Source organism: Nostocoides sp. (assembly GCF_037045025.1).
Lineage (GTDB): Bacteria > Actinomycetota > Actinomycetes > Actinomycetales > Dermatophilaceae > Nostocoides_A.
The window spans coordinates 512459-533990 of sequence record NZ_JBAOHM010000007.1; the positions used below are offsets into that span (position 1 = coordinate 512459).

Annotated in this window: 21 protein-coding genes and 1 tRNA gene; 17 read left to right on the top strand and 5 right to left on the bottom strand. The window is 70.4% G+C overall.

The annotated features are described in order from the left end of the window. Positions 1–118: 118 nt before the first annotated feature. Positions 119–1087: an SPFH domain-containing protein gene (locus V9G19_RS07130; RefSeq protein WP_462284778.1), complete on the top strand. Its 969-nt coding sequence runs from the start codon at positions 119–121 to the stop codon at positions 1085–1087. Between the two features lie 6 nt (positions 1088–1093). Further along, positions 1094–1330 (top strand): type II toxin-antitoxin system antitoxin, encoded by a 237-nt coding sequence (locus V9G19_RS07135; protein ID WP_462284779.1) that lies wholly within the window; start codon positions 1094–1096, stop codon positions 1328–1330. A gap of 484 nt (positions 1331–1814) precedes the next feature. Here V9G19_RS07135 and V9G19_RS07140 read toward each other — a convergent pair whose 3' ends face one another. Beyond that, on the bottom strand, positions 1815–2630 hold the full coding sequence (locus V9G19_RS07140) for an IS1634 family transposase (RefSeq protein ID WP_462284780.1): 816 nt from the start codon (positions 2628–2630) through the stop codon (positions 1815–1817). 357 nt (positions 2631–2987) lie between these two features. Between V9G19_RS07140 and V9G19_RS07145 the strand changes: the two genes are divergently transcribed. The 3 genes from V9G19_RS07145 to V9G19_RS07155 all read left to right on the top strand — a co-directional run bounded on the left by V9G19_RS07145 (position 2988) and on the right by V9G19_RS07155 (position 5797). Then, entirely contained in the window at positions 2988–3422 is a 435-nt protein-coding gene (locus V9G19_RS07145; protein ID WP_462283544.1) for a hypothetical protein, read from the top strand. Positions 3423–3509: 87 nt separating this feature from the next. Continuing rightward, positions 3510–4985, top strand: a complete 1476-nt coding sequence (locus V9G19_RS07150; protein WP_462283670.1) for a DDE-type integrase/transposase/recombinase — start codon at positions 3510–3512, stop codon at positions 4983–4985. After that, the gene (locus tag V9G19_RS07155) at positions 4982–5797 is read left to right on the top strand and encodes an ExeA family protein (protein WP_462283669.1); all 816 of its coding nucleotides are present in this window, start codon (positions 4982–4984) and stop codon (positions 5795–5797) included. Before V9G19_RS07150 ends, V9G19_RS07155 begins: the two co-directional genes overlap by 4 nt. Here V9G19_RS07155 and V9G19_RS07160 read toward each other — a convergent pair. Further along, on the bottom strand, positions 5794–6942 hold the full coding sequence (locus tag V9G19_RS07160; RefSeq protein WP_462284781.1) for an IS1634 family transposase: 1149 nt from the start codon (positions 6940–6942) through the stop codon (positions 5794–5796). The two genes, V9G19_RS07155 and V9G19_RS07160, sit on opposite strands and share 4 nt — an antisense overlap. A 170-nt stretch (positions 6943–7112) precedes the next feature. Then, entirely contained in the window at positions 7113–7898 is a 786-nt protein-coding gene (locus tag V9G19_RS07165; protein ID WP_462284782.1) for a family 16 glycosylhydrolase, read from the bottom strand. A 115-nt stretch (positions 7899–8013) separates the two neighbouring features. On the opposite strand from V9G19_RS07165, the gene trhA reads away from it, so the two are divergent. Both trhA and V9G19_RS07175 read left to right on the top strand, forming a co-directional pair. Next, the gene (gene trhA / locus V9G19_RS07170; protein ID WP_462284783.1) at positions 8014–8697 is read left to right on the top strand and encodes a PAQR family membrane homeostasis protein TrhA; all 684 of its coding nucleotides are present in this window, start codon (positions 8014–8016) and stop codon (positions 8695–8697) included. 37 nt (positions 8698–8734) lie between these two features. Next, a complete protein-coding gene (locus V9G19_RS07175; protein WP_462284784.1) occupies positions 8735–9145 on the top strand; it encodes an acyl-CoA thioesterase in 411 nt (136 codons plus the stop codon). 26 nt (positions 9146–9171) lie between these two features. Here the strand turns inward: V9G19_RS07175 and V9G19_RS07180 are convergent. Beyond that, positions 9172–9255 (bottom strand) — tRNA-Leu (locus V9G19_RS07180). A 124-nt stretch (positions 9256–9379) separates the two neighbouring features. On the opposite strand from V9G19_RS07180, the gene V9G19_RS07185 reads away from it, so the two are divergent. The 10 genes from V9G19_RS07185 (at position 9380) to V9G19_RS07230 (ending at position 20716) form a co-directional block, all read left to right on the top strand. Then, a complete protein-coding gene (locus V9G19_RS07185; protein ID WP_462284785.1) occupies positions 9380–10903 on the top strand; it encodes an ATP-dependent DNA ligase in 1524 nt (507 codons plus the stop codon). After that, positions 10897–13098 (top strand): acyltransferase family protein, encoded by a 2202-nt coding sequence (locus V9G19_RS07190; RefSeq protein WP_462284786.1) that lies wholly within the window; start codon positions 10897–10899, stop codon positions 13096–13098. Before V9G19_RS07185 ends, V9G19_RS07190 begins: the two co-directional genes overlap by 7 nt. Positions 13099–14452: 1354 nt before the next feature. Then, positions 14453–15094 carry an ATP-binding cassette domain-containing protein gene (locus V9G19_RS07195; RefSeq protein ID WP_462285043.1) on the top strand — a complete coding sequence of 214 codons (642 nt, stop codon included), beginning with the start codon at positions 14453–14455 and terminating at the stop codon, positions 15092–15094. Then, positions 15081–16304, top strand: a complete 1224-nt coding sequence (locus tag V9G19_RS07200) for a hypothetical protein (RefSeq protein WP_462284787.1) — start codon at positions 15081–15083, stop codon at positions 16302–16304. The genes V9G19_RS07195 and V9G19_RS07200 overlap by 14 nt, the downstream gene beginning before the upstream one ends. Then, on the top strand, positions 16219–16908 hold the full coding sequence (locus V9G19_RS07205; protein WP_462285044.1) for an ATP-binding cassette domain-containing protein: 690 nt from the start codon (positions 16219–16221) through the stop codon (positions 16906–16908). The genes V9G19_RS07200 and V9G19_RS07205 overlap by 86 nt, the downstream gene beginning before the upstream one ends. A 140-nt stretch (positions 16909–17048) precedes the next feature. Continuing rightward, positions 17049–17510, top strand: coding sequence for an SRPBCC family protein (locus V9G19_RS07210; protein ID WP_462284788.1), 462 nt, complete (start codon positions 17049–17051; stop codon positions 17508–17510). Positions 17511–17601: 91 nt separating this feature from the next. Continuing rightward, the gene (locus V9G19_RS07215; RefSeq protein WP_462284789.1) at positions 17602–18840 is read left to right on the top strand and encodes a DNA glycosylase AlkZ-like family protein; all 1239 of its coding nucleotides are present in this window, start codon (positions 17602–17604) and stop codon (positions 18838–18840) included. 10 nt (positions 18841–18850) lie between these two features. Beyond that, complete coding sequence (locus tag V9G19_RS07220) at positions 18851–19618, top strand: HipA family kinase (protein ID WP_462284790.1); 768 nt, start codon at positions 18851–18853, stop codon at positions 19616–19618. Next, positions 19615–19992, top strand: a complete 378-nt coding sequence (locus V9G19_RS07225) for a DUF3037 domain-containing protein (RefSeq protein WP_462284791.1) — start codon at positions 19615–19617, stop codon at positions 19990–19992. The genes V9G19_RS07220 and V9G19_RS07225 overlap by 4 nt, the downstream gene beginning before the upstream one ends. Before the next feature lie 10 nt (positions 19993–20002). Beyond that, on the top strand, positions 20003–20716 hold the full coding sequence (locus tag V9G19_RS07230; RefSeq protein ID WP_462284792.1) for a hypothetical protein: 714 nt from the start codon (positions 20003–20005) through the stop codon (positions 20714–20716). Here V9G19_RS07230 and V9G19_RS07235 read toward each other — a convergent pair whose 3' ends face one another. Further along, a complete protein-coding gene (locus V9G19_RS07235; protein WP_462284793.1) occupies positions 20717–21526 on the bottom strand; it encodes a TrmH family RNA methyltransferase in 810 nt (269 codons plus the stop codon). Positions 21527–21532: the final 6 nt, after the last annotated feature.

The window sequence follows — 21532 nt, forward strand, 5'->3', positions numbered from 1 at the left end:
GTATGCCGCACATCACCTCCTCGATGGAACCATCGCCCGCCCCATCGCGTCCTAAATGTGATATCAATTAGATATCGCCCCGGATCAGACGGAACGGGGCGAGAGAGAGGGGCCCACGATGACCACACCGACCACCCAGCCAGCTGACCGCCTCCCCGAGGAGGTCAGCGTCCAACCCGTCGGCCACGGCGGTGCCCGGGTCGACATCGACGAGCGGCCCGCCTTTGCGGTCAACGGTTTCCTCGCGCTGCTCCTCGCCCTGGTGCTCATCGCCGGCGCCATCGCGGCCGTCGTGTTGAGCATCACCGGTTCCATCGACCACACTCCCTCCCCCGGGGCCCTGATCGGTGGCGCCCTGCTGCTTATCGTCGGCATGATCGTGCTGTCCGCGATCGTCATCGTCCAGCCGGGACAGAGCAAGGTCATCCAGTTCTTCGGCCGCTATGTCGGCACCAACCGGCGCACCGGCTTGTCGATGGTTCTCCCGCTGACAACCCGCCGGCGGGTCTCGTTGCGGGTCAACAACTTCGAGACCAACGCGCTGAAGGTCAACGACGCCAGCGGCAACCCCGTCGAAATCGCGGCGATCGTCGTCTGGCAGGTCGCCGACACCGCCAAGGCGTCGTTCTCGGTCGAGGACTATTCGAGCTTCGTGCGGGTCCAGTCCGAGGCCGCGCTGCGCCACGTCGCCACGTCGCATCCCTATGACGATGCCTCCGGTGAAGGGGAGTCGCTGCGCGGCTCGACCGACATCGTCTCCGCCGAGCTCGCTCAGGAGGTCGCCGCCCGGGTCGCGGTCGCCGGCGTGGAGATCATTGAGGTGCGGATCTCCCACCTGGCCTATGCGCCCGAGATCGCCCAGGCAATGCTGCGCCGCCAGCAAGCGTCAGCGGTCGTCGCGGCCCGGGCCAAGATCGTCGAGGGCGCCGTCGGCATGGTCGAGATGGCCCTCGACAAGCTGGAGGAGGGCGACCTGGTCGCCCTGGACGAGGAGCGCAAGGCGGCGATGGTCTCCAACCTGCTCGTCGTCCTGTGCAGCGAGCAGAACGCCGCCCCGGTCCTCAACGCGGGCAGCCTCTACACCTAGGTCGCCATGCCGACGGGTCAGCGACCATCCGGACGGCCGGAGCGGCATACCATGCTGCTCCGGCTGGATCCGGCTGTGCACGAGGCGCTTTCACGCTGGGCGAGGGACGAGCTGCGCAGCGTCAACGCGCAGGTCGAACTCGTCCTGCGGCGGGCGCTGGCCGAGGCAGGGCGGGCACCGTCGGGCGCGGCGCCGGTGCGGCCACGCGGGCGACCGCGCAAACAACCGGCGTCCGACGACTGAACTCTCGCAGCTGCCGGCCGCTCGGGTTGCCGGCGTTCTCGCCCAGGAGTAGCGTCGAATCGCGGAAGTTCGCAAGACGGAATCCGCCTCCACGACACGGATTCCGGCGTCGGTAACTCGGCACGGCAGGCCTTCGCTTGCCCGCACGGAGCACGTCCGCGTTAGCAGTGGCCGCTCCTTCTCATTCGTTTCTGCCAAGGAAGCCCGCGATGAGAAAGATCCGATTCCTCGCCCTGGTTGCGGCCGTTGGGGCCCTTCTTTTCACGACCGCACCGTCGGCTTCGGCCGACTGGTACTGGCCGCGCACGTCTCCCTACGCGGGGGTGTGCTGGAACAAGACCACGGCATACGGCGGCGCCAATCTGATGACGACGGGAATGGTGAACAACACCGCGTCCGCAACTAAGCCGAAGTTACGGCTGGTTGACGTGGCGAACCCCCTGCTGGGCAGGGGGTTCGCTGGTTTGGGTGTTGGTGGTTCTGTCTACTTGCCGTTGATGGTTAGGGGGATGGGGGCGTTTAGGAGGGCGAAGGTGTGGCGTTGGGTGGGGGTGGGTTCGGCCAGGGTGGGCACGAGGGGTGTGGTGTGGTCGGTGCCGTAGCGCAGGTCGTTGCGGGTCAGGGTGGCGAGGTGTTTGAGCAGGGCCGGGAAGGACCGCACGGGCTGGTCGTGGTCGTCGGTGTGTCGGGAGGCTTTGCGGTCCGCGGCTGGGGAGCGGTGGGCGGGGGCGACCGGGTCGGCGGGTGTTGGCGGGTGTTCGTCGGTGTAGGTCAGGGGGGCTAGGGTGGCGCGTAGGTGCCAGGTCAGGTAGGCGGCGAGCATCACAATCAGGACGTGGGCGCGGACGCGGTCTTCGAGGCGGTGGTAGATCGGGCGCAGGTCGAGGTCGGTGGCTTTGATGCTGCGGAAGTCGCGTTCGACGTGGGCGAGGTTTTTGTAGGCCTGGACGATGCTGGCGGGGGTGAGGGTCTCGGCGGGCGTTGGGGTGCGTAGCACGTAGATGCCGTCGAGGGCGGCTTCGGCGGCGATCTGGCTGGTTTTGCGGGTGATCACCACGGTGGTGTCGGTGATGGTCAGGTCGAAGTGTTTGGCCATCCGGTATTTGTTGAGGAGTTTGCCGACCCGCAGGCCGATCGTGTCGGCGCCGGCTAGCCGGCCCTCGGCCACTGCTCGCTGGGTGGGGGCCAGGGCGGTTTCGGTGGCGGTGAGCAGGTCCTCGCGTTTGCGGGCGCGTTCGGTGGCCAGGAACGGGTGTTGACCGTCGCTCTGGGTGACGACGTGGGGGCCGTGATCTGTCATCGAGGTTGCCGACGGGCGGTCGCATTGGTTTGAGTGTGGTGTTCGTGGTCCTCGGCGCCATCACTGTGCCGGGCTCGGGCAAGATGGGTGGGGTATTGGACGTTCACGGCCCTCGCGCGTGAGGTGTCGTGGAAGACGTCGCGGGAGGGCCGTGCCGGATGCGCGGAGGCATCGGTGCTCACAGTAGAAGGTGATCAGGCTCGGGTCGAGTCGCGGTTGGTGTCCGGACAGATCGGTTGTCCGGGGTGTTCTGGAGAGCTGCGCCCGTGGGGGTGGGCGCGGCCGCGGCGGGTGCATGGCATCGAGGCGGTGGTGCGTCCGCGGCGGGCTCGCTGTCCGGGGTGTTTGCTGACGCACGTGCTGTTGCCGGTGACGCTGTTGTTGCGGCGGGGGTACGCGGCCGGGGTGGTCGGTGCCGCGCTGACCGCTCGCGCGAGGGGGTTGGGACACCGGCCGATCGGGCAGGCGTTGGGGGTGCCGGGGGCGACGGTCCGAGGCTGGCTGCGGGTGATGGGCTCCCGGCTTGACCCGGTCCGGTCGTGGTTGCTGCAGGTCGCGGCCCTGGCCGGGGTGGACTGGGTGGTGCCCCAAGCGCAGGGGTGTCGGTGGCGGGACCTGTTGGCTGCCCTGGCCGCGGCGAGCGAGGCGGTCACGGGCCGGTTCGGCCGGGATGGGGTGCTCGGCCCGGTGACGGGCTGGCAGGTCGCCGTCGCCTGTTCCGGTGGTCGGCTGTTGGCGCCGGGGTGGCCGCCGGTCTGGCCGGGGCGGGGCGGCAACACGAGTTGCCCCTGACGCCTGGCCCGGGCAGGCGGCATCGTCGTAAGGGTTGTCCCTGACCGTGCCGCGGTCAGGTATTCCCCTTGCTTCAGAGGAGTTGTCGTGGAGTGCACACCCGAGCAGGAGGCGCACAAGCGGCGTGAGCGCGCGCAGCTGGTGGCGTTGTTCCGCTACCAGCTGATTAGTCCGGCCCTGGATCCGGGCTTGTCGCGCAAGGCCCGCGGGAAGGTGGTGCGCGCGATCGCGGCCCGCAGCCACGTCGGCCCGTTCGGTGGGCAGCACACCTACTCGCGGGACACATTGGATCGGTGGATCCGCCGGTACCGCGCCGGCGGGTTCGAGGCGTTGACGCCCTCGCTGCGTCAGCCGGGTTCCCGGATCGACACGGCGGTGCTGGAGCTGGCGGTCGCGCTCAAACGGGAGAACCCGGCCCGGACAGCGGCGCAGGTCGCGCGGATCCTGCGGGCTTCCTCGGGGTACTCCCCGTCCGAGTCGACGCTGCTGCGGCTCTTCCACCGGCACGAGCTGATCGGCCCAGCGACCGGGCAGGCGCCGGTGTTCGGCCGGTACGAGGCCGACGCGCCGAACCAGCGGTGGGTCGGGGACGCGTTGCACGGGCCGAAGATCGGCGGGCGCAAGACCTACCTGTTCGCCTTCTTGGACGATCACTCCCGCCTGGTGGTCGGCTACCGGTTCGGGTTCGCCGAGGACGTGATCCGACTGGCCGTCGCCTTGGAGCGCGCGTTGGCCTGCCGCGGGGTGCCCGGCGCCTGCTATGTCGACAACGGCTCGGCCTACGTCGATGCGTGGCTGCTGCGAGCCTGCGCCAAGCTCGGTATCCGGCTGATCCACGCCACCCCACACCGACCCCAAGGCAAAGGCAAAATCGAACGATTTTTCCGCACCGTACGCGAGCAGTTCCTCGTCGAGGTCCCCGACACCAGCGCCGCCGACCTGGCCGAACAGGCCACCACCGCCGCGGCGGCGCTGCTGGAACTGAACGCGCAGTTCACCGCCTGGGTCGAGTCGCTCTATCACCACCAGGTGCACTCCGAAACCGGTCAGAGCCCACTGACCCGCTGGAACGACGGCTGGCAGGCCGCCGGGCACGGCCCGACCATGCCAGCCGCGGACGCGTTGACCGAGGCGTTCTTATGGTCCCAGCTGCGCACCGTCACCAAGACCGCCACCATCAGCCTGCACGGCAACACCTACCAGGTCGAACCCGCCCTGGTCGGACGCAAGGTCGAACTCGTCTTCTCCCCGTTCAACCTCGAACAGATCGAGGTCCGCCACAGCGGACGCTCCTACGGCCAAGCCGTCCCACACGTGATCACCCGACACACCCACCCCAAGGCCCGACCCGAGACCCCCGAACCAGCCCCCGCCACGACCGGGATCAACTACCTGAACCTGCTCACCGACACCCACCACACCCACGTCGCCGACGACGAACGGATCGGCTTCCACGCCCTCTACGCCAACAGCCCCGAAGCCACCACCGAGCAGATCCCCGGGCAACTGTCCCTCGATGAAATGCTCACCGACACCACCTCGCGGCAGGACGCGGCCCGGTGAGTATCCAACGCCTGCAATCCTACTGGGGATTCACGGCCATGCCGTTCGGCCGGTCCCTGGCCCCCTCGATGCTGCACCGCCACGCCGGGCACGCCGAGGCCATGGCCCGCATCGACTGGTGCATCAGCCAACACGCCCTCGGGGTGATCACCGGCGAGGTCGGCGCCGGCAAGACCGTCGCCATCCGCGCCGCCACCGCCGCCCTGGACACCTCCCGACACGTGGTCATCTACCTGCCCAACCCCTCCGTCGGCGTCCGCGGCATGCTGCACCACATCACCTCCGCCCTCGGGCAAACCCCCACCTTCTACACCGCCACCCTGGTCCCCCAAGCCGCCGAGGCCCTCGCCGCCGAACACGCCGAACGCGGCCGCACCCCCGTCCTGGTCTTCGACGAAGCACACCTGCTCGACAACCCCCAACTCGAAGCCGTCCGCATGATGACCAACCACGGCATGGACTCCGGCGCCCCGTTCGCCGCGCTGCTAGTCGGACAACCCACCCTGCGCCAACGACTCCGCCTCGGCGTGCTCGCCGCCCTCGACCAACGCATCGCCGTCCGATACACCCTCACCGGGATGACCCCCGACGAAACCAGCGACTACATCACCCACCACGTCAAGATCGCCGGACGCACCGACACCCTCTTCAGCAACGACGCGATCACCCTGATCCACAACGCCTCCCGAGGATACCCACGCGCCATCAACAACCTCGCCGTCAACGCCCTGATGGCCGCATTCGCCAAAGACACCAACATCGTCGACGAGAAAGCCGCCCGCATCGCGATCTCCGAAACCGGCGCGGACTAACCAACCCCCGTCACCACGCCGAGCACCCCGTCACCACGCCGACCACGGCCCCGCCCGCCAACCGCGGACGGGGCCGTTCCACACCCAGACCATCGGCAAACCCGATGACGCCGCCATCCGCAGAATGAGCGACGGTCAACAAACGGGTTGCGGCAGGCGATCAGCCGTTCCCCGGGGTAGTCGGGGTGGCTGATTTCGGCCAGGTTGTGTTCATCGAACAGGGTTGGTTGAAGCGGGCCGCCCTCGGCGGCAAGGGTTTTGATCGCGGGGGCGCGGAGCGCGGTGATCCAGCCGAGGTCGGCTCGGGTGGCCGGGTCGGTGTTGGTGTGGCGGATCGCGGTGATCCGGGCGGTGGTGATCATGCCGCGGTCGCCGACCATGACCATCTCGGTGAGTTTGAAGGTGTCCCGCACCAGGGTGACGGCCTCGACGAACGCGGTGGGGTCGGCGGTGTTGCCGGGGAAGACCCGGATCGCGACCGGGCGACCGGCCGGGTCGGTCAGCAGCCCGTACTCGATCTGGGTGCGGTTCTTCTTCCCGTCGCGGGAGTAGCCGCGCCGGGCCAGTGGGCAGTGGCTGCCTTCCATCCACGAGGACGATAGGTCGAACAGCGCCATCCGGGCGGGGTTGGCGTCGGCGGCCAGGTGGCGCCGGGCCAGCTGCTTCTCGATCGCGTCCTGGCGCCCGAGTAGCCAGTCCATCGCCGCGTAGACCTCGTCGGTGGAGGCACCGGCCAGGTCGAGGTCGACGCCCAGGGTGGTGTCGGCCCACCAGGAGATGGTCGCCAGCTTCGAGCCGGGTGCCAGCACTCGGGCGATGATCAGCCCCATCGCCAGGTCCCGGGCCCGCCCGGGCGGCCCGAGTAGCCCGGGTAGGCCCAGGGCCCGGGCTTGGGCCCACACCGCGGCCACATGCCCGTGCGGCAGGGAGCGGGTGATGGTGGCGGCCTGGTCGGCCGGGATGAACGCCTGCCCGGCCAGGCAGGCCCGGATCACCTCGATCAGCTCGGCCGGCAGGTGGGAGAGGTTCGCGACCGTCTCGTTGCGCACCTTGCCGTTCTCCCGCCAGGAACGCCGCAACAGGTGGGTCTCGTAGTCCCGGGCCACCCCGTCCTTACCAACATAGTGACGACGGTGCGTGGTCACATGAACCGCTCCACCACGTTTCGCCATACCGCCAAAATATCACACCGTGCCGGATCGATCGATCCACTTTAGTGACGACACACCGAGGGGTTAGAAGCCGCATCACTGCAGGTCAAAACGGGGATCAGCCCTCAAACCACTCGCAACTTCGGACTAAGGGGTGGTCGCCTTCAGGATGGGCAGGTGGTCGCGCCTTCCCAGCCGCGCATCCAGTCGTAGGCCGCGAACGTGTCCCGCGTCGGCGGCGGGCCGACCCATTCGTAGGCGCCCGACCACGCGTTGGCCATGACGTAGCCGGCCAGCGGCTGGCCGGTGCCCAATCCGGCTGGTAGGCCGGTCAACCGCTTGACGACCCGGCCGTCGACATACCAGGTCACGCTCGTCGAGGTGAACGCGAAAGCGTAGGTGTGGAAGGCGGCCGAGGGGTCGAAGGGCATCCGCACCGTGGAGGTGCGAGCCTCGCCATCGGCCAGGTGGACGGTCAGCCACACCTTGCCCCACGTCCCCCGGCGATCCTTGGAGAGGAACTCGATGTCCACCTCGGGCAGGTTGTAGCCGTCGCCGATCCAGAAGTAGCTCGTCACGACCCCGGGCACCCGGGCGGTCTTCAGCCGCGTGGCGTAGCAGCCGGCGCCATACAGTCGCTCGGGGATGGTCTGAACCTCGGCGCTGGAGGTGGCATTGGCGCGGAAACGTAAGCGGCCATTGGCTATTTGGCTGTTGGCAAGCAGGATGGTGTTGCCGCCGGTGCCCGGCCAGTCGCCGTTGATGCGCAGCTTCCCGTCGGGTGAGAGATTGCCGGCGAAGGCCGCGTTGAACTCCTGGCGCAGGGTCATCGCGGGCGTGGCCGGATTGGCGCCGGGCGGATCCACCGCGGCACTGGATGCCGGGGCGAGCCCTCCGGCGGCGATGGTGGCAGCTGCGCATACGGCTGCGGAGAATGCATGGCGTCTCATGGCCACATCATGGCCCGGGTCGGCGCGGCACGCTCATACCACAGTGTGGAAGTTCCAGCACTGTGGGGCGACCGAGTGAGACGATGGAGGCACCGATCAGGAAGTGAGGGCGCATATGAACGCCACGCTCGCGGGATCGGCATCAATGACGCTGGCCGATTCGTCCCTACCACCACTTAAGCCCAAGCTGCGCGGCTGGTTGCACGCCAGCGCGGCCCCCTTGGTCCTGGCCGCCGGAATCGTGCTGATTTGTTTGGCGGACAACGCCGTCGAGCGCATCGCGTCGGCCATTTATGCGGCTGCCGGGTTTGTATTGTTCGCCACCAGCGCGACCTACCACCGGTTCAACTGGTCACCCCGCCCGCTCGGGGTTCTCAAGCGATGGGACCACGCCAACATCTATCTGCTCATCGCGGGCAGCTACACCCCGATTGTTGCCGTCGGCCTGTCGGGCACCGCGCGCACGGCCTTGCTGTGGACGGTGTGGGTCGGCGCGCTCCTCGGCGTCGCCTTCCGCGTCTTTTGGGTGCAGGCGCCGCGGATCCTTTACACCCTGCTGTATGTCGTGCTCGGCTGGTCGGTCGTGCCGGTCATGGGTCGGGTGTTCAGTGAGGCCGGCGTCGCGGTCGGGGTGCTGACGCTCGTCGGCGGCGTCTGCTACACGGTCGGCGGCATCCTCTATGGGCTCAAGCGCCCCAACCCGTGGCCGCGCTGGTTCGGCTTCCACGAGATCTTCCACGCCTTCACGATCGCCGCCTGGACCTGTCAGTACGTCGCGATCGCACTGTTGGTCTACTGACCCGAGCCGACATCATCTGGTGCGGCAGGATCGATCCATGCAATTCTCCTGCGAGATCCACGGCCGGCTGCGCGACCTCAACCTGGCCCGCCACGTCGACAATGTCGCAGCGATGCGCTTGCTTGACGAAGGCCGCCATCTCTTCTTCGGCGCGCGCGGCGTCCCCGGAGTCGTTGACCTGCCGGGGGTCCTTGTGGGAATCGAGGACGAGGTCACGATCCTCGTCGCGGGCCAGCGGGTGGAATACCGCGCCGAGTTCCGCGTCAATCCCGCCAAGCCCTTCCTGCTGACCATGTGGATCGGCCACCTGGGGGCCTCGTCCTTCACCGTCGACACCGAGCTGCGCACCGGCCCGGACGCATTCCCCGGCCGCGGGACACTCAAACAATCAATGCCGATCGATCCAGGGCAATTGCACGATCAAATCGGCGTGAACCACGCCCATTGATAGTTTGACGGTCCTGCACATGTGTGTGTCCGAGGGGGGACTTGAACCCCCATCCCCTTGCGAGGACTAGCACCTCAAGCTAGCGCGTCTGCCAATTCCGCCACCCGGACGAGGTGTTGGCGTGACGCTCGCGAGCGCCGCACCGGTGGGAGAGATTAGCACGCGGGCCAGGCCGCGCCCTAACCGAGGACGCGCGGAGCCCCGGTTGTCACTGGGGCGGTCCACAATGCCGGTATGCAGCTCGCCGACGTGCTCGCGACCTCCGAGCAGTTGGTCGCGACGCCCGCCCGCAACGCCAAGATCGCGCTCGTCGCGCAGGCGCTGCGCCAGGCGGGGCCGGGTGAGGTGGCCACGGTTGCGGCATACCTGTCCAACACCCTGCCGCAGCGGCGCGTCGGCGTCGGCTGGGCCACCTTGGCAGCCCTTCCCCCGCCCGCGGCCCAGGCAACGCTGACGGTGCCCGAGGTCGACGCGGCGCTCACCCGGCTGGCTGGCGCGAGCGGCGCCGGCTCGGCCGCGGCCAGGCGAGCGGCCCTCGAGGAGGTGCTCGGCCGGGCGAGCGCCGCCGAGCAGCACTACCTGCGCGGGCTCATCCTCGGCGGGGTTCGGCAGGGCGCGCAGGACGGTGTCATGCTCGCCGCGATTGCCCAAGCCGCGCAGGTCCCCGAGGTGGCGGTGCGGCGGGCGGTGATGCTCGCGGGCTTCGCCGGGCCGGTCGCCGCGGCCGCCCTGAGCGGCGGCCAAGCCGCGCTGGCAGCCATCTCGCTCGAGGTCGGCCGGCCGCTGCGCCCCATGCTCGCCGGCAGCGCACCCGACGTGGCCGCCGCCGTCCCGGACGGCACCAACGTCTATCTGGAACGCAAGATCGACGGCATCCGGATCCAGGCCCACAAGGACGGCGCCGACGTGCGGCTGTTCACCCGGTCGCTGGAGGAGATCACCGAGCGGCTGCCCGAGGTCGTCGAACTCGTGGCCGGCCTGCCCGTCGCCCGGGCGGTCCTCGATGGGGAGACGGTCGCGCTGCGCGCCGACGGGCGGCCGCAGCCCTTCCAGGTCACCGGTTCGCGCACCGCCAGCTCGATCGATCCCGCCCAGCTGCGCGCCAAGACGCCGCTAACGACCAGCTTCTTCGACCTGCTCCACCTCGACGGCCAGGACCTGCTCGACCTGCCCCTTCAGCGCCGCATCGAGCAGCTCGACGAGGTCGTGCCCGAACCCGCCCGCATCCCCCGGATGCGCACGGCCACCGCCGCGCAGGCCGCAGAGTTCTTTGCCGACCAAGTGGCCGCCGGGCACGAGGGAGTCATCGTCAAAGACCCCTCGAGCCCGTATGCCGCGGGCCGCCGCGGCGGGGGCTGGGTCAAGGTCAAGCCGCGGCATACCCTCGATTTGGTCGTGCTCGCCGTCGAATGGGGCAGCGGGCGGCGCCGCGGGACACTGTCCAATATCCATCTCGGGGCGCGTGACCCGAGCACGGGCGGTTTCGTCATGCTCGGCAAGACGTTCAAGGGGATGACCGACGCGATGCTCGCCTGGCAGACCGAGCGCTTCCAGCAACTGGAGACCCACCGCGACTCCTACACCGTCCATGTCCGACCCGAGCAGGTCGTCGAGATCGCCTTCGACGGCATCCAGAAGTCCTCGCGCTATCCGGGCGGTATGGCGCTGCGCTTCGCCCGGGTGCTGCGCTATCGCGACGACAAGAGCGCCGCCGAGGCCGATACGATCGAGACCGTGACGGCGATGCGCGGATGGTGACGGCGGGCACCCGGCGGGCCGACATCCAGGGCCTGCGGGCGCTAGCCGTGATCCTCGTCATCGCCGCCCACGTCACCGGCCGCCCCGCGTTCGGGCACCTGGGGGTCGATGTCTTCTTCGTGATCTCCGGGTTCGTCATCACCGGTGTCCTGCTGCGCGAGCGCGCCGGCACCGGGGCCACCTCGCTGCGCACGTTCTATGCCCGCCGGGCGCGCCGTATCCTGCCGCTCGCCCTGGTCGTCATCGGCGTGGTGCTCCTCGCGGCGCCGCACGCGTTCTCCCCCCAGCGGGTCGCGGACGTGCGCGTCGATGCCTGGTGGGCCGCGCTCTTTGCCGCCAAGTGGCGCTTCGCCGCGATCGGCGGCGACTACTTCCGCATCGGTGAGGCCGGCTCGCCGCTCGAGCACTACTGGTCGCTCGGCGTCGAGGAACAGTTCTATCTCCTCTGGCCGGCGCTGTTTGCTCTCGTGCTGGCCGGTTCCACGGCCCGCCACTCCGGGCCGCTGCCGCGCCGGCGGCTGACGGTGGTGCTCGCCACGGTGCTGATCGCCTCGGTGGGCTGGTCGCTCGCGCAGCAGACCGCGCAGCCGGCCACGGCATACTTCTCCTCGCTGACCCGAGCCTGGGAGATCGCGCTCGGCGCCCTGCTCGCGCTGATCCCAGCGCGAGTGGTCCGCCTCGGCCCGAGGGCCCGGCTCGCGCTGGCCTGGCTCGGCCTGGCCAGCATCGTCGCCGGCGCCGTCTGGGTGCGCCCGCAGGCCGGTATCCCCGTCCCCGCCGTCCTTCCTGCAGTCCTCGGCGCTGGATTGGTGCTCGGTGCCGGGATCGGGACACCGGGCGGTGGCCCGGCGGTGCTCACCAATCCGGTCAGCCGGTGGCTGGGGGATATCTCCTATGGCCTCTACCTGTGGCACCTGCCCCTCCTGGTCCTCCTTGGCGCCTACCTCACTCCCGGCTCGCTGGAACTGCGGCTGCTCACCGTCACCGGAACCCTCGCCCTCGCCGCGGTCAGCCACTACCTCCTCGAACGCCCCATCCTGGAAGCCCCGCGGCGGCGATCGCACCGGTCCTGGTCGACGTGGTGGCGCACGCAGCGCACCGGCATCGTTGCCTCGGCCGCCGCCTTGGTGGCGCTGGCCGCGGCCGGCTCCCTGATCATTCAGGCGGCCATACCGGCACCGGTGATCGCGGCGCCGCCGCCATCATCCGCGGCCAGCTCGACCACCCCGCCGCCGCAGGTCACGGCGACAACCAGCACGCTGTCGCCGCCCCACGCGAGCGCCCTCCCACCGACCAAGCGGCCGACAACACCACCACCACGTCCCGGATACACAGAAATCCCGTTGGGCTCGACCGGTTCCCGGCTCCGCAACGGACTGCTCACCGCGCTCGCCTCCGGCGCCTGGCCCGGTGACCTCAACCCCCAGCCGGACAGGTGGGACCAGACGGCGCAGGGCCCGGCATACGCCGCCTGCGTGGCCACCGACGCGACCAATCCGGCGTCGTGCACCTTCCACCGGAGCAGCGGACCCGAGATCATTGTGTATGGCGACTCGCTCGCCCTCGCCGTGCTCCCCGCGTTCGTCGAGGCCTACGGCAAGACCTACAAGGTGCGTGGTCTGACCAAGCTCGCCTGCGCCGCCAATGGCGCCAAGGCGGACTTCGGCAAGCCCGACTGGGCCATCCCGTGCACGAACCACCGGCTGATGACCATCCGCTATGTCAAGAAGGTCCGGCCCAAGGTCCTGGTCCTCACCGAGAACTACGCCTGGTCGCTGCGTCTGCTCTCCGGGGCCAAGGGCGCCGCTGCCGGCAAGGAGTGGGCCGCCGCGGGGCAGGATTTCGTCGACTCGGTCGCCCCCTACGTCGACCAGGTCGTCGTGCTGACCCCGTCGATGCCCGGCGTCGGCTTCCGCGACTGCTACCGCCCCGGTGGCTCGCCCGGCCGGTGCGTCACCGGCATACCCGGCTGGTGGGAGGTCGCCCGCAAGGCCGAGCGCACGATCACCGGCGCGACGATCATCGACACGACGCACTGGTGGTGCGCGGACGGCCACTGTCCGATGTTCTCCGCGGTCGGCGACACCGGGATGAAGACCGACTATCTGCATTTGTCGATCCAATATGCCCGCGTCGTCGCCGACGACCTCGCCTATCTGCTGACGACCACCGGGGTGCTGCCCGCGCGCCGCTGACGGGTTCCGATTTGTCCAAGCGGGCTGTCGGACCCGTGATCTAGGTTCCTTTCCGTGACTCTCCGCGGCATCTCCGAGCGCCCCGCGTGGCGCTTCTTCGTGACGATGACGCGCGCCGTCCCCGGGCTGGCGGCCGTGTGGTGGGTGCTGCTCGCCCTGCGGGCGCTGGTCGCGCCCGGGCTGGCAGTCACGACCGGCTGGCTCGTCGGGGCCGTGGCCGACCGGTCGGAGGTGAGCGGGCCGCTGACTGCATTCGGCATCGTGTTCGTCGCCGCCCAGGTCGCACCTCCGCTGCACCAGGTCATCGGGACGCTCGTCGGGCACCGGTTGAGTTCCGAGCTCAACGAACGGCTAATGACGGCGACCTTGACGCCGGCCGGCATCGGTCACCTGGAGCGCGGTGACCTGACCAACGACCTGACGACCGCCCGCCACTTTGACCTCGGCATGAGCGGCCCGCCGATGTTTCTCAACATCGACTTCATCGCCGCCGGCCTGGTCACGCTGCTCGGCGGGATCGCCTCTGCGCTGGTGCTCGCCGGTTACGCGTGGTGGGCGCCGCTGCTCCTGCTCGCCGCGTGGGGCTCGACCCATTGGCTGCTGCGCGAGAGCGGCGTGTGGCGCGACCGCAACACCCACGAGGTCAAGATCGCCCGCCGGCACACCGACTATGCCTATGGCCTGGCCACCGAGCCCGCCGCCGCCAAGGAGGTGCGCCTCTTCGACCTGGCCGACTGGCTGCTGGAGCGGCTCACCACCAACCGGCTGCGGATGCACGAGCTGCAGTATGCCGCCACCCGCCTGCGCGAGCGGTCGCTCGCCGGCGCCTTGGCAATCGTGCTGTGCGCCAATGCATTCCTGATGTGGATGCTCGCCCGCAGCGCCGACTCCGGGGCCATTGGGGTCCAACAGCTGATCACCTATGCCGGGGCCGCCTTCGGCGCCAGCATGATCGCTTTCGGCGGGTTGAGCTGGGCGATGGACGTCGCGTCCGCTCCGGTCCTCGCCATCGAGGCGCTCGAGCCCGCGATGCGACCCGCAGGTGCGCTTGGCCCGGTCGCGCCAGCTCCCCCGGTCGAGCCGCCAGCCCCCACGGCCCGCGATCCGCACGTGCTGACGGGGACCCACGGTGCTGGCCACGGGGGCACCCCACTCGGTGAGCCGAGCGGAGCCCGACCGCGTCGGGCGGCATCCGGGGACGCTCGATGTGGCGTCGACCCAGAGATCGTGTTCGACCAGGTGGGGTTCACCTACCCCGGGACCGAGCGCCCCATCCTGCGCGGGTTCGACCTGACGATCCCGGCGGGGGAGCAGCCTGGCGATCGTCGGTACCAATGGCGCCGGCAAGACGACGATCGCCAAGCTGCTGTGCCGGCTCTACGATCCACAGCAGGGGTCGATCCGCGTCGACGGAATCGACCTGCGCGAGCTGCCCCTGCCGGCGTGGCGGACCAGGCTCGCGGCCGTCTTCCAGGACTTCGTGCGCTACGAATTGCCGCTGCGCGACAACATCGCCCCGCTCGGCGCCCCTGATCGGCTGATCGAGAAGGCGCTCGCCCAGGCCGGCGCCGACGGGCTCGCCGGCCTGGACACGCCGCTGGCCAAGGGCTATCCGCGCGGCGTCGACCTGTCCGGCGGGCAGTGGCAGCAGCGCGTCGCGCTCGGGCGCGCGATCGCCACGGTCGGCGGCGGCGCCGACGTTGTCTTGCTCGACGAGCCGACCGCGATGCTCGACGTGCGCGGCGAGGCGGAGATCTTCCGGCGGCTGCTCGCTGCCACCGAGGCCGCGACGACGATTCTCATCTCGCACCGCTTCTCCACCGTGCGCCAGGTGGACCGGATCTGCGTCGTCGAGCACGGGCAGGCGATCGAGACCGGCAGCCACGGCGAGCTGATCGCGCGCGGCGGGCGCTATCAGACGATGTACGAGCTGCAGGCCAGCCGGTTCGTCGAGCTGAATGAGCAGGGCGAGGAGGTCATCTATGAGCCGCTCTGATCCGCTGGCCTCGCCCGCCGAGCAGCAGCTCGAGCCGCTGCCCAAGGCCGTCCCCGCGATGGTAGGGATCGTCAAGCACGGGTATCTCGCCGAGCCCAAGCTGTTGGTGGCCTCGCTCGCGATGACCTTGCTGGAGGTGCTGCCCGATGTGCTCGTCGCGCTCTGGCTGGCGCTGCTCACCGACGGGTTCGTCGCTCACGACCGCGGCAAATTGCTCATCGGCGCCGGCGGGCTGGCCGCGTCGGCGACCGCCACCTGGGCGCTATCGGTGACCCTGGGGCGGACCAAACGCCGACTCGGTGACCGGCTCGACATCTACTTCCAGGGCCACGTCGCCGCACTCCAGGCCCGGATCGGGACCATCGAGCATCACGAGCGGCCGGGCTATCTCGACCGGATCGCCGTCTTGCGCACCGGTGTCTTCGCGCTCGATCACCTCTTCGGTTCGATGTTCACGATGCTCGGCTGGAGCCTTCGCCTGGCGTTCGTCGCCGTCTTGCTCGCCACCATCCACCCCGGGCTGCTGCTCCTGCTGCCCGCCGCGCTGCCGCTCCTGGCGGTCGCCACCTGGCGGCCCAAGGTCGAGAAGGCGGCCGAGGAATCGGTGGCGCCGTTCGCCCGTCTCGGTCGCCACCTCTTCCTGCTCGCGACCAGCCCTTCCCCGGGCAAGGAGATCCGGGTCACCGGCAACCAGGACGATGTGAGCGGCCGGCGACGCGCGGCCTGGGGCAGGTGGTTTTCCCCCCTGCGCCAGGCGAGCCTGGCCACCGCGGTGTGGCTCGGCGTGGCATGGGCCCTCTTCGGGGCCACCTTCGTCGCTGCCGTCGCCTGGGTCGCCGGCCGGCCGGGGGCGAGCGCCGGCGTGGTCGTCCTGGTGTTGACCGCGGGGAGCCGGTTGACGGCATACGTCGGGTCGGCGGTCGGTGAACTCGGCTTCCTGCGCGGGATCTGGCTCGACTCGGCCCAGCGCCTGGCCTGGCTAGAGCTAGAGCCTGGCCGCCCGCGCGGATCAGGCCGCCGACTCCCCCGCGCCCGAGCGGCTCAGCGACGGCATCCGGCTTCGCGGCGTCTCGTTCACCTATCCCGGCAGCAGCCGGCGCGTCCTGGAGGACATCGACCTGCACCTGCCCGCCGGCAGCGTCGTTGCCGTCGTCGGCGAAAACGGGGCCGGCAAGTCCACCCTGGTCAAACTGCTCGCCCGCATGTATGAGCCGAACGCCGGCGAGATCACCGCCGACGGCACCGACATCGCCCGGATCGACATCCAGCAGTGGCGCTCCCGGATCAGCGGCGCCTTCCAGGATTTCGCCCGCTTGGAGTTCCTCGCTCAGACCACCGTCGGCGTCGGGGACCTCCCCCGCAGCCGGGATCGCCCCGCGGTCCAGGCGGCCCTCGACCGCGCCGGCGCCGACCAGGTCATCGACCAGCTCGCCGCCGGACTCGACACCCAACTCGGCGCCTCCTGGGACGACGGGGTCGACGTCAGCTTCGGCCAGTGGCAAAAGCTGGCCCTCGCCCGCGGCTACATGCGGCCCGAGCCGCTGCTGCTCATGCTCGACGAACCCACCGCCGGCCTCGACGCCGAGACCGAGCATGCGCTCTTCGAGCAGTTCGCCGCGGGCGCCCGCCGGGCCGCCGACAACGGGCGGGTCACGGTCTTGGTGTCCCACCGCTTCTCGACTGTCCGGATGGCCGACCTGATCGTCGTCTTGGACGGCACCCGCGTCGCCGAGGTCGGCAGCCACGCCGAGCTGATCGCCGCCCGCGGCCCGTATGCCGAGCTCTACGCGATCCAGGCCGGCGCCTATGCGTGAGCAGGGGCCATCCGCCAGCCGCTGGGGTCTGTCTGGTTATGGTCGGGGTCCCCGCAAATTATCGGAGCGACGAAGGAGCGGAGAACTTTGTGGGGTGACTAACGGCCACTCCGCCTCGCCGATCCTCGTATCGTCGAGACATGGACGACACCAAGGTCACCGTTGAACGGCTCATCCCGGCGAGCACCGCGGACATCTTCGACGTGCTCAGCAACCCCCAGCGCCACCTCGAACTCGACGGCTCCGGCTTCATCCGCTCCGATCAGGGCGCCCAGCGGATCAAGGCCGTCGGCGATGTGTTCACGATGAACATGGAGGGCGATCACATGGGCGGCGAATACCAGACCGACAACCACGTCACCGGCTACGCCGAGAACGCCCTGCTCGCCTGGCAGACCGCGCCGGCCGGCACCCAGCCGCCCGGCTGGGAGTGGGTCTGGGAGCTGGCGGCCCAAGGCCCGGACAGCACGCTGGTGCGGCACACCTACGACTGGTCGAAGGTCACCGACAAGGACCTGCTCGCCAAGGTCAAGTTCCCGCTTGTCACTGAGGCCCAGCTCGAGGACACCCTGGTCAAGCTCGACGAGGCCGTCTCCGGCTGATCGGGGCTCAACGAGAGCTCACCGGAGGCGTCGCTCCCGCCGACGCCGCTGCCCCGGTCGCTGATTGGGCCGCGCAACTAGCCTTGCCGGTATGCCGCTCACCTGGGCCGACTTGGCCGCGCGCACGCTGGCCCGCCAGTTCCCCGCTTCGGTCGCCTCCGCGGGGTCCGAGACCGCCGTGTCCGCGTCCTCGGAAACCGCCGTGTCCGGGTCCGGGGCAGCCGGCCAACAGCGTCCTGGGCCCGACGCGGCAGATGTCGTGCGCGTGGTCGGCGCCGTCGGACCGATCCAGGCCCAGACGGCCCGCTCCCCCTTCCTCGGGCTCGCCGCCCGTCTGCCCGGGGTCACCCACGAGCAGGTGAGCGCGGCATACGAGCAGCTGGGCGTCGTCCGCGGAAGCAACCTGCGCGGCACCGTGCACACCTCGACCGGCCCAGACCATGCGGTGCTGGACGCGGCCACCCGGCTGGGGCAGCGGGCGCTGTGGGCCCGCACCCTCCGGCTGGCCGACGCCAGGATGGAGGAGGTCTGGTCGGCCATCGAGGCCTATGCCGCGGACACCTGGCGCACGCCCGCGGAACTGGCCGACCACCTGCGCGCGTGGATCGCCGAGCACGACCCCGACGCCACGCCGCGGCTGGACAACAGCGCCGGCCGGTATTTCGCGTTCGGCCACGGCGGGCTGATCCGGCGACCCCTCACCGGGCCGTGGTCCGGCCAGGGGTCGCCCGGATATCACACGGCGACAACACTTCTCGGGCCAGACGACACCAGCCGCCGAGCGGTCCTGCTCGCCGACGCCGACGCAGCAACGGACGCGCTGGTGCGGCGGCACCTGACGGCATACGGACCATCGAGCCGGCAGGACATCGCCTGGTTCTCCGGCCTCGGCCTGCGGCTGGTCGACGCGGCCCTCGACCGCGCCGCCAACGAGCTGACCGCCCACGAAGGCCCGGACGGCCGCACCTATTGGGACCTGCCCGGCGGCCCCGCGCCGATCGAGCTGCCGGGCGTGCGCCTGCTCCCGGAGTTCGACGCCCTGCTGTGCGGCTTCGACCCGCCCGCCCGCGAACGCTTCGTCGACGCCGCGCACTATCGCATCCTGTGGCAGCAGGAGAACGGGCTGCTGCTGGCGCCGCTCCTGCTCGACGGACGACTCAGCGGGCACTGGCGGCTGGCCGGAACCGGGCGGCGCCGCATCCTGGAGGTCGCCTACTTCGCCGGGACCCGCAAGCCCCGCGTGGCCGAACTGGCCGCGCCGGTCGCCGCCCTGCGCGCCGTCATGGACCTCGATGTCACCGCGGTCTCGGTGCGCAAGCATGCCCCCTAGGGTGGGTCACGTGCTCGACCAGGTCGGCGCCACGCGCTATGTCACCCCGCTGCGGGAGGGCGGCTCCCTCCCCGGGATCGTCGAGGCCGACGACTTGGGCACCTATGTCGTCAAATTCCGCGGCGCCGGCCAGGGCCTGAAGGTCCTGGTCGCCGAGGTCATCGTCGGTGAACTCGCCCGGGCCCTCGCCATCCGCAGCCCCCGACTGGTCGTCATCGACCTGCCCGAACCGATCGCCACGCACGAGGCCGACGAGGAAGTGCAAGACCTGCTGACCGCCAGCCTGGGCCGCAACCTCGGCGTCGACTACCTGCCCGGGTCCTTCGGCTACGACGGCAACACCCCGCCCCCGGCCAGCGAGGCCGCCGACATCCTCTGGCTGGACGCCTTCACCGCCAACGTCGACCGGACGTGGCACAACCCCAACCTGCTGGTCTGGCACGGCCGGACCTGGACGATCGACCACGGCGCCGCCCTCTATTTCCACCACTCCTGGCCCCGCAGACCCCCCGACCCGGAGCGGTTCGCCGCCCAGCCGTTCGACCCGACCGGTCACGTCCTGGCCGGCATCGCCGCGCCCCTCGATGCCGCCCACGAGCGCCTCGCCCCGCGGCTGCCCGAGCTGGTCGACGACGTCCTCGACGCGATCCCCGACGACTGGCTCGAGCCCACCGAGTGGCTCGCCGATCCCGCGGCGCTGCGCGCGGCATACCGGGAGCATCTGCTTGCCCGGATCCAGCGGCCGGGCGCGTGGCTGCCGGGAGGCGGGCAGGCATGATCCCCTATCAATACATCGTGCTGCGTTGCGTCCCCAAGGTCGACCGCGAGGAGTTCGTCAACGTCGGTGTGGTCGTCTATGCCCAGCAGGCCGACTTTCTCGCCACCGCCGTCGACGTCGATCGCGACCGGCTGGCGCGATTCGCCCCCGACCTCGACATCGACGCCGTCGAACGCGCACTCGCCGCCGTGGATGCCGTATGCCGCGGGCTCACCTCCCGCGGCGGCCCGGACCTGCCCTCGCTCGGCAAACGGTTCGGCTGGCTGGCCGCCCCCCGCAGCACCGTTGTGCAATCGGGACCTGTCCACGGCGGGCTGACCGACGATCCGGCACGGATACTGGAGGAACTCAGTTCTCGACTGGTTTCGACCTAAGGTGGGCGACATGCGCGGCCGGCTCGCGACCGTCCTGGCAGTCCTGGCCGCGCTGTTCATCCTCGCCGCTCCCCGGGGTGACGCGGCGCTGCCGGCTCCGACGGTCCCCGAGGAGGTCGCCGACGTCTTCGCCAAGGACGTGCTGGCGTGGGTGGTCGCCGATCCCGACGGCAAGGACGCCGACCAGATCGGCAAGATCACCGGCGTCGACACCGTCCACGAGGCGTTCGGGTTCACCACCGACTTCCTGCGCGGCGACGCCGCCGCCGACCCGATCCGCTCCCTCAAGCACTGGTCGGGGGTGTTGCGCGCCGGCCGCGCCGGCGTGGGCGTCGCGTCCGTCGAGGAGCAGGACGGCGCGATCTCGCCGGCCCGGTTCACGATGAGCGCCGACCTGGCCGCTGCGCTGGAAGCCACCGGCAGCGGCTACTACGTCGAGGGGCCGGCCGGGCTCGGCCACTGGATGCTCGCCGGCCAGACCCTGACGCCGCTCGATGCCGAGGCGCGGCGCATCGCTGTCGAGCCGCTGGCGCTCACGGCGGCGCAGCCACTGCTCCACGAACGGTGGGCATCGAGCGCGCCGCGCCCGGGATTGGCCCGGGCCGGCCTGCTCGTCCTCGGCGCGCTGGTGCTGATCGGCATCGGGCTGGTCCTGATCGCCCGGGGCAATGCCGCCGCCCGCCGTGGTCCCGGATCGCCTCCGGCCGCCCGGCTGGTGGGCTGATCACGGCGCCCGCAACGCCCACGCGGCCACTGCGGCGGCCGCGGCGACGTTGAGCGAATCGACGCCGCCGGCCATCGGGATGCGGACAAGGACGTCCACCCCGTCCAGGGTGCGGCGGGCAAGACCATCCCCCTCGGTGCCGAGCAACACCGCCAGCCGCTCCGGCGCGTTTGCGGCCAACGCATCCAGGGCCACCGCCTGGGGCGCCAGCGCCAGCGCCGCCGTCGTGAAACCGAGTCCGCGCAGGGTCGCCAACCCGCCCGGCCAGGGCTCGATCCGCGTCCACGGCACCTGGAAGACGGTGCCCATCGAGACCCGGATCGCGCGCCGATAGAGCGGGTCGGCGCAGCGCGGCGTGACGAGCACGGCATCGACCGACAAGGCCGCGGCCGAGCGGAAGATCGCCCCCACATTGGTGTGGTCGACAATGTCCTCCAGGACCACGACCCGCCGCGCGCCGGCGAGCACGTCGGCGAGCGGTGGGAGCGGCAGACGATGCATCGCGGCGAGCGCACCGCGATGCAGGTGGAAGCCGGTCAGCTCCTCCAGGACCGGCGGGTCACTGACATACACGGGTATGCCGTCCGCCTCCGCCGCGGCCACGAGGTCGGCGAGGTCGGCCAGCCAGCGCCGGGCCATCAGATAGGACCGGGGACGGTATCCGGCGGCCAGGGCTCGGCGGATGACCTTCTCCGACTCGGCGATGAACAGCCCCCCGGCGGGCTCGGCCCGGCGGCGCAGGGCAACATCGGTCAGGCCGACGTAGTCGCCCAGCGCCGGGTCGTCGACGGCGGTGATCTCGATCGGCACGGTCAG